The organism is Leifsonia sp. McL0627 (assembly GCF_058244615.1).
Map to the genome: position 1 here is coordinate 1,040,760 of NZ_JBZCGM010000002.1, position 14,375 is coordinate 1,055,134.

The 14,375-nt window shown below is 65.3% G+C and carries 13 protein-coding genes; 11 read left to right on the forward strand and 2 right to left on the reverse strand.

Translation table 11 applies throughout. The annotated features are described in order from the left end of the window. Positions 1 to 78 precede the first annotated feature (78 nt). The 6 genes from uidA (at position 79) to AC37TH_RS05605 (ending at position 6,734) form a co-directional block, all read left to right on the forward strand. Positions 79 to 1,878, forward strand: coding sequence for a beta-glucuronidase (gene uidA / locus AC37TH_RS05580; protein WP_490763347.1), 1,800 nt, complete (start codon positions 79 to 81; stop codon positions 1,876 to 1,878). A gap of 32 nt (positions 1,879 to 1,910) precedes the next feature. After that, on the forward strand, positions 1,911 to 3,149 hold the full coding sequence (gene manD / locus AC37TH_RS05585; protein WP_490763348.1) for a D-mannonate dehydratase ManD: 1,239 nt from the start codon (positions 1,911 to 1,913) through the stop codon (positions 3,147 to 3,149). A 154-nt stretch (positions 3,150 to 3,303) separates the two neighbouring features. After that, complete coding sequence (locus AC37TH_RS05590; RefSeq protein WP_490763349.1) at positions 3,304 to 4,566, forward strand: MFS transporter; 1,263 nt, start codon at positions 3,304 to 3,306, stop codon at positions 4,564 to 4,566. Between the two features lies 1 nt (position 4,567). Continuing rightward, positions 4,568 to 5,110 carry a gluconokinase gene (locus tag AC37TH_RS05595; protein WP_490763350.1) on the forward strand — a complete coding sequence of 181 codons (543 nt, stop codon included), beginning with the start codon at positions 4,568 to 4,570 and terminating at the stop codon, positions 5,108 to 5,110. Next, positions 5,107 to 5,835 (forward strand): hypothetical protein, encoded by a 729-nt coding sequence (locus AC37TH_RS05600; protein WP_490763351.1) that lies wholly within the window; start codon positions 5,107 to 5,109, stop codon positions 5,833 to 5,835. The genes AC37TH_RS05595 and AC37TH_RS05600 overlap by 4 nt, the downstream gene beginning before the upstream one ends. Positions 5,836 to 6,119: 284 nt before the next feature. Then, complete coding sequence (locus AC37TH_RS05605; RefSeq protein WP_490763352.1) at positions 6,120 to 6,734, forward strand: hypothetical protein; 615 nt, start codon at positions 6,120 to 6,122, stop codon at positions 6,732 to 6,734. On the opposite strand, the gene AC37TH_RS05610 is transcribed toward AC37TH_RS05605, so the two are convergent. Then, on the reverse strand, positions 6,706 to 7,317 hold the full coding sequence (locus AC37TH_RS05610) for an acyl-CoA-like ligand-binding transcription factor (RefSeq protein WP_490763353.1): 612 nt from the start codon (positions 7,315 to 7,317) through the stop codon (positions 6,706 to 6,708). The two genes, AC37TH_RS05605 and AC37TH_RS05610, sit on opposite strands and share 29 nt — an antisense overlap. An 83-nt stretch (positions 7,318 to 7,400) precedes the next feature. On the opposite strand from AC37TH_RS05610, the gene AC37TH_RS05615 reads away from it, so the two are divergent. Beyond that, positions 7,401 to 8,234, forward strand: a complete 834-nt coding sequence (locus AC37TH_RS05615; protein WP_490763354.1) for an SDR family NAD(P)-dependent oxidoreductase — start codon at positions 7,401 to 7,403, stop codon at positions 8,232 to 8,234. A 3-nt stretch (positions 8,235 to 8,237) separates the two neighbouring features. On the opposite strand, the gene AC37TH_RS05620 is transcribed toward AC37TH_RS05615, so the two are convergent. Next, positions 8,238 to 8,867, reverse strand: a complete 630-nt coding sequence (locus AC37TH_RS05620; RefSeq protein ID WP_490763355.1) for a TetR family transcriptional regulator — start codon at positions 8,865 to 8,867, stop codon at positions 8,238 to 8,240. Positions 8,868 to 9,087: 220 nt separating this feature from the next. Here AC37TH_RS05620 and AC37TH_RS05625 point away from each other — a divergent pair, with 220 nt between their 5' ends. The 4 genes from AC37TH_RS05625 to AC37TH_RS05640 are packed head-to-tail and all read left to right on the forward strand — an operon-like array spanning position 9,088 to position 14,354. Next, complete coding sequence (locus tag AC37TH_RS05625) at positions 9,088 to 10,374, forward strand: ABC transporter substrate-binding protein (RefSeq protein WP_490763860.1); 1,287 nt, start codon at positions 9,088 to 9,090, stop codon at positions 10,372 to 10,374. After that, positions 10,371 to 11,312, forward strand: a complete 942-nt coding sequence (locus AC37TH_RS05630; protein WP_490763356.1) for a carbohydrate ABC transporter permease — start codon at positions 10,371 to 10,373, stop codon at positions 11,310 to 11,312. The genes AC37TH_RS05625 and AC37TH_RS05630 overlap by 4 nt, the downstream gene beginning before the upstream one ends. A 19-nt stretch (positions 11,313 to 11,331) precedes the next feature. Further along, the gene (locus tag AC37TH_RS05635) at positions 11,332 to 12,231 is read left to right on the forward strand and encodes a carbohydrate ABC transporter permease (RefSeq protein ID WP_490763357.1); all 900 of its coding nucleotides are present in this window, start codon (positions 11,332 to 11,334) and stop codon (positions 12,229 to 12,231) included. 29 nt (positions 12,232 to 12,260) lie between these two features. Next, positions 12,261 to 14,354, forward strand: a complete 2,094-nt coding sequence (locus AC37TH_RS05640; RefSeq protein ID WP_490763358.1) for a beta-galactosidase — start codon at positions 12,261 to 12,263, stop codon at positions 14,352 to 14,354. The last annotated feature ends 21 nt before the right edge of the window (positions 14,355 to 14,375 follow it).

A 14,375-nucleotide genomic window follows, 5' to 3' on the forward strand; every position in this document is an offset into this window, starting at 1 on the left:
TTATGGCAATCGCTTGCCGAAACGCCAAAAACCTGGTGTACTAAGTCCACTGTCCCCGCAGTGCCGCGTAGGAGAATCATGCTCAGCACCCGAACCACCCCCACCCGCGACGTCGTCAGTCTCGACGGCCTCTGGCGTTTTGCGCTCGACACGACCGCCGGCGCCGAGCCGTGGACCGCCCGCATCGAAACCGTCCTGGAGGCCCCGGTCCCAGCCAGCTACAACGACCTGTTCGTCGACTCCGCCATCCGTGACCACGTCGGTGTCGTGTGGTACCAGCGCGACGCCCGCGTGCCGCGCGGCTGGAACGGGGAGCGGATCGTCCTGAGGTTCGGGTCAGTGACCCACGCCGCCAAGGTCTACGTCGACGACAGTCTGGTGGCCGAGCATGTCGGCGGGTATACGCCGTTCGAGGCGGACCTGACCGATGTCGTGAAGGTGGGGGAGGAGTTCCGCCTTACCGTCTCGGTCGACAACCGCCTCACCAACCTCACTATCCCGCCGGGCTCTGTGACGACCGGACCGGATGGCCGCGAGCGCCAGACCTACTTCCACGACTTCTACAACTACGCAGGCATTGCACGCTCGGTGAAGCTGTACAGCACCCCGCTCTCGTATGTCGACGACATCACGGTGATCACCGGCATCGACGGGGCTGCGGGCCTCGTCGACTACAGCGTGCGCGTCGGCGGCCCAGACGACGCCGCAGTCCGCGTCCGCGTGCTCGATGAGGCCGGCGCGCAGGTGGCAACACGCGACGGCGCGTCAGGCGCGATCCGCATCGACGACGTGCAGCTCTGGATGCCGGGCGCCGCCTACCTGTATGACCTCGTGGTCGAGCTGCTTCGGGGTGGTGAACTCGTCGACAGCTACACCCTCCCGTTCGGTGTCCGGACCGTCGAGGTGCGCGGCACCGAGTTCCTCATCAACGGCGAGCCGTTCTACTTCACCGGATTCGGCAAGCACGAGGACACTCCGGTCCGCGGCAAGGGACACGACGACGCCTATCTCGTCCACGACTTCCAGTTGCTGGAGTGGACAGGCGCGAACAGCTTCCGCACCAGCCACTACCCTTACGCGGAGGAGGTGCTCGACTTCGCAGACCGTCACGGGATGGTCGTGGTCGACGAGACGGCCGCCGTCGGACTCAACCTGGGCGTACAGGGCGGCCTGACCGGCATCCCACCGACACCCACCTTCGCCGAGGAGAACTTCGGCGGCGAGACACGGAACGTCCACGCGCAGCACCTGCGTGAGCTCATCGAGCGGGACAAGAACCATCCGAGCGTGGTCATGTGGAGCATCGCCAACGAACCGGCCTCGAACGAGGAGGGTTCGCGCGAATACTTCGAGCCCCTGGTCAATCTCGCGCGCGAACTCGACCCGACGCGTCCCCTCACCTATGCGGCCGTTATGTTCTCGACACCGGCGAACGACAAGATCGGCGACCTCTTCGACGTGCTATCGATCAACCGCTACTACGGCTGGTACGTATTCACCGGGGACCTCGGCACCGCCGAGACGGTCCTCGAGCAAGAGCTTCGCGGCTGGGTCCAGCGCTTCGGCAAGCCGATCATGATGTCAGAGTACGGTGCCGACACCCAGCCCGGACTCCACTCGGTGTGGGACATGCCGTGGACCGAGGAGTACCAGACCGACCTGCTCGCGACCTACCACCGCGTCTTCGACCGCATCCCCGAATTCGTGGGTGAGCACATCTGGAACTTCGCCGACTTCATGACCGGTCCCGGCATTCACCGTGTCGACGGCAACAAGAAGGGTGTCTTCACCCGCGACCGCAAGCCCAAGGGCGCCGCGTTCTCGCTGCAGAGCAGGTGGCGTGGCTTGGATGGCCGCAAGCCCGGCAGCGAATCCTGACCCGTATCCGTCACCATCTCGAGGAACATCCCATGCGCATCGACAAAGCAGAGGTCATCGTCACAAGTCCTGACCGGAACTTCGTGACTCTGAAGCTCACCACGGATGACGGCCTGACGGGACTCGGCGACGCGACCCTCAACGGCCGGGAGCAGGCGGTCGTCGCGTACCTCGCCGAGCATGTCGTCCCGTTGCTCATCGGCCGGGACGCTTCTCGGATCGAGGACACCTGGCAGTTCCTGTACCGCAGCGCGTACTGGCGCCGCGGCCCCGTGACGATGGCGTCTATCGCTGCTGTGGACATGGCGCTATGGGACATCAAGGGTAAAGCCGCCGGGATGCCGGTGTATCAGTTGCTCGGGGGTGCCTCCCGCAACGGGCTTCTCGCCTACGGGCACGCGTCGGGCCGGGACCTGCCGGAACTGTTTGACAGCGTCCGTGAGCACCAGGAGAAGGGATACCGGGCGATCCGCATCCAGTCCGCGGTTCCCGGGCTGAAGTCCATCTACGGGATCGCGTCGAACGCCACCTACGAGGCCAACCAGGGCGTGCGTTACGACCACGAGCCGGCACAGCGCGGCGGCCTACCCAACGAAGAGGATTGGGACACCCGCTCCTACCTCCGGCACATGCCGACCGTGTTCGAAGCAGTGCGGAGCGAGTTCGGACCGGAACTGCCGCTACTGCACGACGGCCATCACCGGATGACTCCGATCCAGGCCGCCCAGCTCGGCAAGTCCCTGGAGCCGTTCGACCTGTTCTGGCTCGAGGACTGCACCCCGGCCGAAAACCAGGAAGCGCTCAGGCTCGTCCGCCAGCACACCACGACGCCGCTTGCGATCGGCGAGATCTTCAACACCGTCTGGGACTACCAGCAGATCATCCGTGAGCAACTGATCGACTACGTGCGTAGCGCCGTCACCCACACCGGCGGTATCACCCACCTGAAGAAAGTGCTCGACTACGCCTCGCAATACCAGATCAAGTCGGGCATGCACGGACCGACCGACATTTCGCCGGTCGGCATGGCCGCTGCGATGCACCTCGGTATGGCTATCCACAACTTCGGTATCCAGGAGTACATGCAGCACGGTGAGAAGACCGACGCGGTATTCCGGCAGTCCTACACGTGGCAAGACGGCTTCCTGCACCCGGGCGAGACGCCCGGCCTAGGCGTCGACCTCGACGTTGACGAGGCCGGCAAATATCCGTACATCCGCGCCTACCTGCCATACAACCGGCTCGCCGACGGCACCGTCCACGACTGGTAACCGGCCCCCCAACACTGTTCACTTGACGAAGGAGTCAAACGCAATGCGCAAGTACAGCAACCTCGATACCAAATCCTCTCGCGCCGTGCGAGTGGAAGCGACGACGGTCCTGCCCACGACAGCGGGTCCCGCCGCTGGGCCGCAGAACCAAGAAGTGAACGGGCCCGACCTCGTCGCCCCACCGCTGCAGCGGGTCAGTGCCAGCTTCCTGTTCTGGATCACGGTGGCGAACTTCGGCGCCAGCCTGGCGTTGATGGTGCCGCTGACCTACTCGCTCGCGGTGCGCGTCACGCAGCTGGCTCCCGGCCACGAGGAGGTGCTCGGCTACGTCACCGGCACTGCCCAGCTGATCTACCTGATCCTCAGTCCGCTGCTCGGAGTGTGGAGCGATCGCCTCCGATCGCGGTTCGGCCGACGGACCCCCTTCATCGTCATCGGCTCGCTGGTCGGCCTGGTCGGGGTCGCGTTCATCGCCGTGGCCCCCAACATCCCGCTCGTCGGCGTCGGCTGGATCGTCGGGCTGCTCGGTTGGGCGACCGCCGGCCAGGGAATCCAGACATTGCTCGCAGACCGGGTGCCCGAAGAGCAGCGTGGACGCGCCTCTGCGCTGACAGGCGTCACGACGCAGATCGCGCCCGTCTTCGGCATCGGCATCGCCTACTCGGTCGTGTCCTCCACGCTGATGATCTTCGTGCTCCCCGCGATCATCGGACTGGTTCTGATCCTCGCCTTCGTATTCATCAAACGCGAGGGCAGCTCACAGGCCATCGTCCGCAACGACAGCGTCGGAGTGAAGACTCTGTTCAGCTCCTACATCTTCAACCCGCGCAAATACCCGGACTTCGGCTGGAACTGGCTCGGCCGCTTCATCTTCTTCATGGGGCTGTACTTCAACACCACCTTCGGCACCTTCTTCTACGCACAGCGCCTCCACATACCCGTCATCCAGGTCGCCGGTGTGGTCGCGGCGATCGGAATCATCGGGGTGGTCGCGGCCGCCGGCGGCGCACTGCTTGGCGGATTCCTCTCCGACAAGCTGGGCCGCCGCAAGCTCTTCACTCTGATCGGCTCGTTGCTCTTCGTCGCCGGTGCGTGCGTCGAGGCGTTCGCGCACTCGTTGCTTCCCTTGATCATCGGTTCGGTCATAATGCAGCTGGCGATCGCGGCCTTCAGTGTCGTCGATCAGGCCATCGTCTTCGCCGTCCTGCCCAGCCGAGCCGAGGCCGGCCGCTACCTCGCGGTCGTCGCCTTCGCCCAGAAGATCCCGAGCGCCATCGCGCCGCTGATCGCGCCCCTGATCATCACCATCGGTGCGGTCGGAGCGGACAAGAACTACACCGCCCTCTACCTCATCGGCGCCGTGTTCGCGCTCGTCGGTGGCCTCATCATCTTCACCAAAGTCAAATCGGTCCGTTGACATGACCGCATCCGTCCCACCGCCCGCCATCGTCGTGATGGGGGTTTCCGGCTCGGGCAAGACCACGGTCGGCCGAGAGCTCGCGGAGTTGCTCGGCGTGCCGTTCGTGGACGCCGATGACCTGCACCCGCAGTCCAACCGCGACAAGATGGCCGGCGGCACACCCCTGACGGACGAGGACCGTATGCCGTGGCTGCGCGCAGTCGGGCACGCCATCGCTGAGCAGGTCGCCGCCGATCGCGGGGCCGTCGTAGCCTGCTCGGCGCTGCGCCGTAGCTACCGGGACGCGATCACCGAGGAGGCCAGGGTTCCCGTCGGCTTCGCGCACCTCGCGGGCGAACGCGGCCTGATCCGGGAGCGGATGGACGCACGGGCCGATCATTTCATGCCCCCGGCTCTCCTCGACTCCCAACTGGAGACACTGGAGCCGCTGGAGGTGGACGAGAACGGCAGGTCGTTCGCCATCTACGCGGGCGCCGCAGAGGTTGCCGCCCGCATCTGCGACTGGGCAGCGGATGCCACCCGAGAGGAAGCCGGCGTATGACAGAGAGCGCCCGAAATGGCGACACGGGGACGGATGTGCAGGAGGTCGTGGACGCCGACCTCGGCCGTATCCGAATCGCGACGGTACCGCTCCCTGACGGCGTCCGCGCGCCGAGCGCTACCTACACTCCGTCGGGCCGCGTGTTCCTGCTGTTCCGCACGGACGAGGATCCCGCCGACTGGTGGCGCGCCGCGACCGTCGCTGACGATGGCTCCGACTTCCGTGAGATCTTCGCTGGGCCCATCCCGCAGATTCGTACGGCGAACGGTATCCGGCACATGCCCTTCGCCGACAACCGGCGGATGCTGCTCGGCGACTACGTCTTGGAGGCGGCCCCGAGCTTAGACGCCCCCGAGACTGTTCAGCTCGTCCCCGTCCAGTACCCCTGGAACCTCACAGAGGACCCGCTCACGTCCCACCACTGGTCCGAGATCATCGTCTCGCCAGATGGCGAACGGATCGCATGGACCATCCTGCGCACCGACATGACGGCCGTGGCTGCGATGGGTCACCTGCGGCGCGACAGGGAACGGTACACGATCGTCGATCCGGTCATCATCAGCGGCGCGGATGCTCTCGTGCCCGACCAAGAGCGGGAAGGTTACTACACGGCACGTCCAATGCTCGGGGGTGAGGTGAAACAGTTCGTCCGTGGCGGAACGGCGATCTCGGCGGTCGGGGACGGGGCGGTCCGCTCACCGACTCGGTCATCCAAGACCTCCTGACCGAGTCCATCGAGCCGATCACCCGCACACCCGGGTACGACGAGACGACTATCCTCTCGCCCGACGAGCGACTCGGCATCGTCATGACTTCCCGGGCTTCGGAGCGCACGAACCCCGCCTTTCTCGGGTTGATGCCGCGTCCGCACGGCACACTGGTCACTGTGTGGATGGCGTGGGCGCTATACATGTACGCCGTTGACGGGGTCCGCCGCTCCCGCCCGGGAAACATCGGGCCGGTGTTGATCGACGTCGAGCGCTCAAAGGCTGAGCGGGAGTATCGCGGAGTGCCGCTCAACAGTACGGACGACTCGTGGGTGTACGTGTCCCCGATGTCCTGGCATCCGGACGGCCGCAACGTCCTGTGGATGGAGATGAAGCGCGGCAGCGGAGGCCAGCTCGGACCCACGCTTCGGATCCGGACCACCAAGCTGATGGAGCACACGCCAGGTGAGCCGGTGCCGATAGCGGTGACGCCGGCGACGACGCCATACGCGATCGCAGGCCGGGGAGCGGAGGAGGTACTCGGCCGGACCGCCGGATTCGTCCCCTCCGGCCGCATCGCCGGCGCACACTCCGGCTATCTCGAATTCGACCGCTCCTCAAACGGCCCGGGCACGTGGGCGACGACGTCTCGCTACGTCGGCTACAGCGACGACGGGCGGAACGTCTACGACGGCGTCGAGCGCTCGAGCGGGTCCATGACGGGCGGCACGGTCTACGAGGCGGACCTGGAACTCCTTGGCGACGTAGACGGGGAGATGCGTTTGCGCGCAACCTGGTCCGGTGTGGAAGACGGAACCAGGCTGCTGTTCGGAATGGCAGAGGACGGAGTGCCGCAGAGCCGAGGGTTCTCCCGGTTCGGCGACACAATCATGCGGGTCGAGGACCTGGCCGAGTAGCGCTGCTCAGGCCTCGCAGGGCGCGCGTCACCGCCTCCGACGGGGAGAGGCAGGGATCGTCCTGGACGGACCACCAGGAGAGGCCGCTCATGATTGCCGTCTGCACTGCCGCACCGGCCGTCTGGGGTACCAGATCGTCCGCGGGGAGCGCCAACCGGCGGGCGAAGTAGGCTACCGTCTCCTCGCGCCATAGGCGATAGGTATCCGGTCGGGTGCTCTCGAGTTCGGGCTCGGTGGCGATCAGGCGCATCCGGGCGCGGCCGACCGCGACCTCGTCGGCGTCCTGGTCGAACACGGTAGCGACCACCGCCGCGATCGCCTCCATCGGTGGAAGGGAGTCGTCGGCGTGGGCGAGGCCGCGCCTCAGAGCGTCGAGCGACCCTTCGATGCCTCCCCAGACGATATCCGCCTTGCCGGGGAAATACCGGTGGAGAGTCCGGACGCTCACGCCCGTCTCGGCAGCGATCTGCGACATCGTGACGGCTCGGTAGCCGTCGCGCTGGAGGACGGCGATCGCCCGAGTGCGCAGGTCGTCCTCGTCCGCGATAGGAGGGCGGCCTCCCTTGCTCCCGTTCACCGTCATGGTCCGACGGTAGTCGATTGCCAGGCATCAGGTTATGGCATAGTCTGCCAATACGTGTTTCTCATTCGCCTCAGGAGGTTCCAATGCCCTATCCATTCGCCGACGTGTCCGGCTCATCTATCGCCGAGCTCGTCTCGCTCGCCGGGCGGCGGGCGGTCGTCACCGGTGGTGCGCAGGGGCTGGGAAAAGCCATCGCGGCTCGCCTGGCGGAGGCTGGCGCACACGTTCTCATCCTGGACATCGACGAGGAGCTCGCCCGCGCTGCGGCGGCCGAGTTGGCGGGGCGCTATGGCGTCACAGTGATCGGGACGCGGGCCGATGTGTCGGACACCGCTTCCGTGATCGCCGCGGCAGATCTCGCTGTCGCCGAACTCGGCGGGCTGGACATCTGGGTCAACAACGCGGGTCTGTTCCCCAACGCGCCGGTGCTCGACATGCCGGATGAGACGTGGGACCGCGTCTTCGCCGTCAATGCCCGCGGGGTGTTCCTCGGGTCGCGGGAGGCGGCGCGCCGGATGGCCGCCGACGGCTCCGGCGGCGTCATCGTCAACATCATCTCGACAGCCGGCTTCAAGGTCGCCTTTCCTGGGATGGCCGCATATGTGAGTTCGAAGCACGCCGCGCGCGGACTCACCAAGTCGCTCGCAGTGGATCTCGCGCCGCTGGGCGTACGCGTTCTCGGTGTGGCTCCCAGCTTCGTCCCGACTGAGGGCAACATCGCCGCCGGGAAGGCGACGGCCGAGCAGGCCGCCGCGGCCGGTATCGAGCTGCCGCCGCTCGATGTCATGACGCAGAGCCGCATCGGCCGCCTCGGTACGCCGGACGACATTGCACGCGTCGTGTTGTTTGCGGCAAGCGACCTCTCGCTCATTATGACCGGCAGCACGCTGCTCGCGGATGCGGGGGAGACCCTGTAGGGCTCAGTCGCGCTCCTGGGTGACGCGATCGATCTCCTCCATCGTGACGCCCAGGATGCGCTCGATCAACGACTCCAGTTCGGCCGCGATGTCGAAGTCCTGCTCCGCGAGCCACTGGAGCTGCAAGCCCTCCCAGGCGGTGTGGATCCAGCGAGACGCGCGGAAGGGCTCGATCGCGCTATCGACGAGTCCGATGTCCTGTAGGCGACGGATGCTCTCGACCATGCGCTGGTCACCCGAACGCCAGCGCTCTTTGAAGTATTCGTGTGCGGGATGCGCCGGGTCGCTGGACTCGCCGAACATCGCGGTGTGAAGACGGACGACGTTGATGCGACGAAGGCTCTCGGCCGCGCGAGCGGGAGCGCGGCGCACGGACTCGCCGAGGGGCATCGTGGACCACTCGAACTCGTCGGAGAGACGCAGAGCGGCGAGCAGCAAGTCGTCCTTTGTCGCGTAGTGGTAGAGCACGCCGGGCTCGCTGAGGCCTGCCCGCTGCGCGACGTCGGCGGTGATGAGGGAGCGATGGCCCTTCTCGAGGACGAGCTCGAGCGCTGCCTCCGCGATAGCCCGTCGTCGTTCCTTCGTCTTGGCGTAGCTGCCACGCCGGCCACGCACGCCGACCGTATTCGTCATGCGGAAACACTAACCCAGAAATTGCTAAAACTATTATCGACTAAGAATTGACATGAGGGAGTGTGTCTGGTTAGCATCCCCATGCGAACTCTATAAGAGACTCAGAGTTCGCTCCCGCAATCCCATTCCAATGGCCAGGGCGGCTTGCCCCGGCGTCTTTCAAAGGTGAGGACGAATGCTTCCACGCAAATTGAATCGATCCAAAGTCAATCGGCGGGTGATGCTGGCAGCCGGCGCGACCGTCGCGGCGACGGCCCTTCTGCTGACCGGCTGCAGCAGCGCCAGCCCCGCGGCCACGTCCTCGGCGACTGCCGAGAAGGATGTGCACCTGACTTTCCTCAACCAGTCTCGCGGGCAAGAGGTCGTGCTGAACGAACTCGCCAAGAAGTATGGCGACCAGACTGGCGTCACGGTGACAATCGACACTCCCGGGCCTGTCGACTACCTGCCCAAGCTGCAGGCGGATGCGCAGTCCAAGCAGATGCCTGATGTGTACTCCTCGTTCAACCCGGTCTCGATGGCCCCGTTCTATAAGGCCGGCTGGGCACTCGACCTGACCAAGGAGCTGAAGGGTGACTGGAGCAAGGACTTCACCCCCGCGGTCATCAAGCTCGCCACCTTCGCCAAGGGCAACAACCTGGGTGTGAAGCCGGGCATCTACTCGGTTCACTGGGAGAACCAGGCGTACGGGCTTATCTCGGACTCGGCGAACTCTGGAATCGACGCCTCCACTCCGCCGAAGACAGTCTCCGAGCTGATCGACCAGCTGGCAGCCAGCAACAAGGACGCCAACGGCGGGTTCTCTGTCGCCGCCTCTCTCACACCGCAGTTCGTGCAGTACCTCGCCTCGAACTGGCTGACCGACAAGCAGATCAACGACACCTTCGCCGGCAAATACAAGTGGACCGCCGACGGCTGGGCCAACGCGTTCCAGGTGATCGCCGACCTCAAGAAGGCGGGCGCGATTCAAGGCGGCGCGATCCCCGGCGGCCAGAACGACAACCCCACTGTTGAGACGAACTTCTTCACCAAGCACAGCGTTGGAACCATCTTCGATGCGTCGCCTGGCGTTTCCGTTGCCCACAAGACGGCCCCGGACTACACCTCGTTCTTCTCCCTCTCCCTGCCGAAGGCGTCCGACGCCAAATACACGCCGCGTTCCCCGGGCGTTCCCGGAAAGGGAGCGGTCATCAACCCGCGCGGCCAGCATGTGCAGGCATCGCTCGACTTCGTCAAGTGGCTCACCAAGCCGGCCCAGCAGGAAGTGTTCGCCAAAGAGGCCTACATCATCCCGACCAGCCCCGCCCTGCTCAAGAGCGGTGCCAAGCTGCCTGACACACTCACCGGCTACGCCCAGGCTGCAAAGAACCAGCAGGTCATCCCCAACACGTTCAGCGCCCAGGTCACGGACGCGATCAATCGCGACGTGCAGAGCCTCGTGCTCGGGCAGATGACGGTCAAGGATCTGCTCGCCGACGTCCAGAGTGCACAGGACGCCAGCCAGTGACCACGACCGTCAGCACCACCCCTGCGCGGCGCTCCCTCGGAGCGCCGCGCAGGCGGCGCCGGATCGGCGGACGCAAGGCGATCACCGGCTATTTGTTCTTAGTTCCGGCGATTGCGCTAATCGCCGTGTTCACCCTGGTGCCGTTCATCGAATCGATCGTGCTCAGCTTTCAGTCGTGGGACGGTGTCAGTCCGGACACACCGTGGGTCGGCTGGCTCAACTACCAGGCGGCGTTCAAAAACGCGGCCTTCTGGGTCTCGATGAAGAACGTGCTGATCTTCGGCGTCGTCGGATTCGTGGTTGGCAATGGCGTTTCGATGGTCATGGCGCTCGCCGTCAACGCCGTCCGCAGGGGCCGCACCTTCTTTCGCACGGTGTACTACCTGCCCAGCGTGCTGTCGGTCGTCGTCGTCGGCATGGTGTTCTCGGCAATGCTCGACCCGCGATCGGGCGTGGTCAACAAGATCCTCGGCTGGGCGGGGTTTGGTTTCCTGCGGCACGACTGGTTGAACGATCCCACCGTTGCGATGCTCGCCGTCATTGGCGTGTTCCTCTGGCTGCACTGGGGGTTCGGCTTCATCTTGTTCCTCGCCGGTCTGCAGGACATTCCCAAGTACCTCTACGAGGCGGCCGAACTTGACGGCGCACGCGGCTGGGCAAAGTTTCGCTACATCACGTGGCCGCAGCTCGCCCCTGTGACGACCGTGGTCAGCCTGCTCACCCTGCTCGCGGCACTGCAGATCTTCGGGACCGTGCAGGTGCTGACGAACGGAGGGCCCGGCTACACCACGATGGTCCCCACCTTGCAGATCTTCACGCAGGCCTTCACCTATAACAACTACGGAGCCGCTGCCGCTATGTCGGTGATCTTCGGCGGTGCCCTTATCCTCCTGTCGCTGCTTCAGCTCGGCTTCTCGCGTCGCCGTGCGATCGCCTGAACGGACAAGGAAGACGACCATGACCACAACAACTAACGCGCCCGAGTATGTCGGGCTCCGCGAGACGACCGAGGCCGCACAAGCGCGCACCGGCCGACGGCCCCTGCGTCCCGGCCGCGTCGCACTGTACGCCCTCCTGGTCGCCGCAGCGCTCAGCGCATTGTTCCCCATCCTCTGGATGATCTCTGGTTCGATGCAGACCCTGCCCGAGATATTGAAGGGCGACGCGCTGCTCCCGGCCGTGCCGCAGTGGCAGAACTTCGCCACTGCGTGGGTGAAGGGCAACCTTGGCGTGTATATGGCGAACAGTGTCATCTATACGCTGTGCGCAGTCGTCGGGATCCTTCTCGTGTCCAGCCTGGCGGGATATGCGCTCGCTCGCCTTGACTTCAAAGGCAAGGGGGTTTTCACCGCCCTGATCCTCGCCGTGATGATCATCCCGGCACCGGCCATGTTCCTCGCCCAGTACAAGGTGCTCCTTGCGCTGGATCTGGCCAACACGCGGCCGGGCTACGTTTTTATCCTGATCACCACTGGGATCCCGATCTCGACACTGATCATGCGCAGCTTCTTCGCCTCCCAGCCGAAGGACCTGGAGGAGGCGGCGGCGCTCGACGGCGCATCCGCCCTCGGGATCTTCTTCCGCATCATGTTGCCGCTTGCCAGACCCGGACTTGCCGCCGTCGCGGTCATTCAAGCGTTCGCCGTCTGGAACGAGTATCTGATGGCGCTGGTCATTTTCAACGACAACTCCCTCATGCCGGTACAGCGCGGGCTGACCAGCTTCGTTTCGGCTGAGACGCCTCAGCCGCAGATCCTTCTAGCGGCGACCCTGATCTCGATCGTTCCCGTTGTGATCTTCTATCTCTTCGCACAACGCCAGATCGTGGACGGCATCAGCGCCGGCGCGATCAAGTAACGCACCACACCGGAAGGAAACGCCCACCGATGCGTCCCGTATTCACTGAGAGCCCCTGGTACGGCGGCGACTACAACCCCGAGCAGTGGCCGGAGGCGGTGTGGGACGAGGACATCGATCTTATGCAGCGGGCCGGGGTGAACCTGGTCACCGTGGGTGTCTTCGCCTGGTCGCTGTTGGAGCCGGAGGAGGGCAGATTCGAGTTCGGCTGGTTGGACAGCGTGCTCGATCTGCTGCATGAGCACGGCGTGAAGGTCGACCTCGCGACCGCGACGGCCGCACCACCGCCCTGGTTGGCGCATCGCTACCCCGAGTCGCTACCGGTGACACGCGATGGCACTCGGCTTTCTCCAGGCTCGCGCCAGGCGTACTGCCCCAGTTCTCCGGCATACAGGCGGGGCGCCGCCAGACTCGCGCGCAAAATGGCGGAGCGGTACGGTTCGCACCCGGCGGTCGTGATGTGGCACATCAACAACGAGTATGGCTGTCACGTCTCCCGGTGCTACTGCGACGCGTCCGCGTCCGCGTTCCGCCGGTGGCTGGAGACCAAGTACGGCAGCATCGCCGAGCTGAATGCGGCGTGGGGGACCGCGTTCTGGTCCCAGTCGTATGGATCCTTCGAGGAGATTCTGCCTCCGCGCGCCACCCCTGCGGTGCCCAACCCGACACAGTCGCTCGACTTCGAACGCTTCAGCTCGGATGAGCTGTTGGCTTGCTTCCTGGAGGAGAAGGCAATCCTTCGCGAACTGACCCCTGACATCCCTGTCACCACGAACTTCATGGGGCTTTTCCGTGGTACCGACTATTGGACCTGGGCGCCCCACGTCGACGTAGTGTCGGACGACCTCTACCCGGATCCGGCCGACCCCGATGCGGCGCGTGGGGCGGCGATGGCTCGAGACCTCATGCGCTCGCTCGGGCGAGGCAAGCCCTGGCTTCTCATGGAACAGTCCACGAGCGCGGTGAACACTCGACCGGCGAACGTGCCGAAAGCGTTTGGACAGATGCGGGCGCTCTCCTATCAGGCGCTCGCTCGGGGGGCCGATGGCATCCTGTTCTTCCAATGGCGGCAGTCCGCCTCCGGTGCGGAAAAGTTCCACTCGGCGATGCTCCCGCACGCCGGAACGGATACTCGTATCTGGCACGAAGTGGAACACTTGGGCTCGGAGTTGCAGAGGCTCGCACCGGTTATGGGCACGCGCACGCACGCGCACGCTGCGCTTGTGTTCGACTGGGACAGCAGGTGGGCCATCGAGCAGGCGGGACTCCCGACGACATCGAATTACCTGGATCTTGTATCAGGTTGGCACGCCGCGTTGACGGAGGCTGGCCTGACGGTCGACCTGGTGAAGGGCGACGAAGACTTGACCGGCTACCCGATCGTCGTCGTCGCAAGCCTGTTCGTAACGACCGACGCCCAAGCTTCGGCGATCGACGCGGCCGCGCGCGGGGGCTCGACCGTTCTGGTCACCCATCAGACCGGCATCGTGGACGAGAACTTGCGCGCCCGACTAGGCGGGTATCTAGGCGAACTGCAATCGACGCTCGGTGTGTGGATCGAGGAGTTCTGGCCGTTGGGCGGAGCTTGGGCACGGCCCGGCGGGATCCCTGTCGCGCCCGAGTCCACTATCCCGCCGACCGTGCGTGTCCGAGGGGATGTCTTCGGACAGGAACCCGTAACCGGTGTCGAATGGAGCGAGAGCGTGCACGTGCGCGAAGCCAGGGTTGTCGCCGTGTTCGAGGACGGTGCCCTCGCCGGGTGGCCGGCACTCACCCGCAACGCCCGTGGCGCGGGTAGTGCTTGGTACTTGGCGACGCGACTCGGCCGGGAGGACACGGCCGTTCTCGTGGAGCGCCTCATCACAGAGAGCGGCGTAGAGCTGCCCGTTCCCGTCGTCCATGAGCAGCAAGGATTCGTCGAGGCCGTGCAACGAGGCGACTATGTCTTTGTGATCAACCACGGGCCAGAGCCGGTGACCGTCCACGGCGTGGGTACCGACATCCTGACTGGAGCGGATGCATTCGGCTCGATCCTTGAACCGCACGGTGTGGCGGTCATCGCGAACGCCCGCGTCCGTAGCGACCCCGAATCGCGGCTTGCAGTGCGAGACCTTCTCGCGTGAGCAACGGTGCAGTCCCATCCC

Excerpts from the sequence above, each read along its gene's own strand:
- uidA (WP_490763347.1), top strand. The coding sequence starts at position 79 with ATGCTCAGCACCCGAACCACCCCCACCCGCGACGTCGTCAGTCTCGAC.
- manD (WP_490763348.1), top strand. The coding sequence starts at position 1,911 with ATGCGCATCGACAAAGCAGAGGTCATCGTCACAAGTCCTGACCGGAAC.
- AC37TH_RS05595 (WP_490763350.1), top strand. The coding sequence starts at position 4,568 with ATGACCGCATCCGTCCCACCGCCCGCCATCGTCGTGATGGGGGTTTCC.
- AC37TH_RS05600 (WP_490763351.1), top strand. The coding sequence starts at position 5,107 with ATGACAGAGAGCGCCCGAAATGGCGACACGGGGACGGATGTGCAGGAG.
- AC37TH_RS05610 (WP_490763353.1), bottom strand. The coding sequence starts at position 7,317 with ATGACGGTGAACGGGAGCAAGGGAGGCCGCCCTCCTATCGCGGACGAG.
- AC37TH_RS05615 (WP_490763354.1), top strand. The coding sequence starts at position 7,401 with ATGCCCTATCCATTCGCCGACGTGTCCGGCTCATCTATCGCCGAGCTC.
- AC37TH_RS05620 (WP_490763355.1), bottom strand. The coding sequence starts at position 8,867 with ATGACGAATACGGTCGGCGTGCGTGGCCGGCGTGGCAGCTACGCCAAG.
- AC37TH_RS05625 (WP_490763860.1), top strand. The coding sequence starts at position 9,088 with ATGCTGGCAGCCGGCGCGACCGTCGCGGCGACGGCCCTTCTGCTGACC.
- AC37TH_RS05635 (WP_490763357.1), top strand. The coding sequence starts at position 11,332 with ATGACCACAACAACTAACGCGCCCGAGTATGTCGGGCTCCGCGAGACG.
- AC37TH_RS05640 (WP_490763358.1), top strand. The coding sequence starts at position 12,261 with ATGCGTCCCGTATTCACTGAGAGCCCCTGGTACGGCGGCGACTACAAC.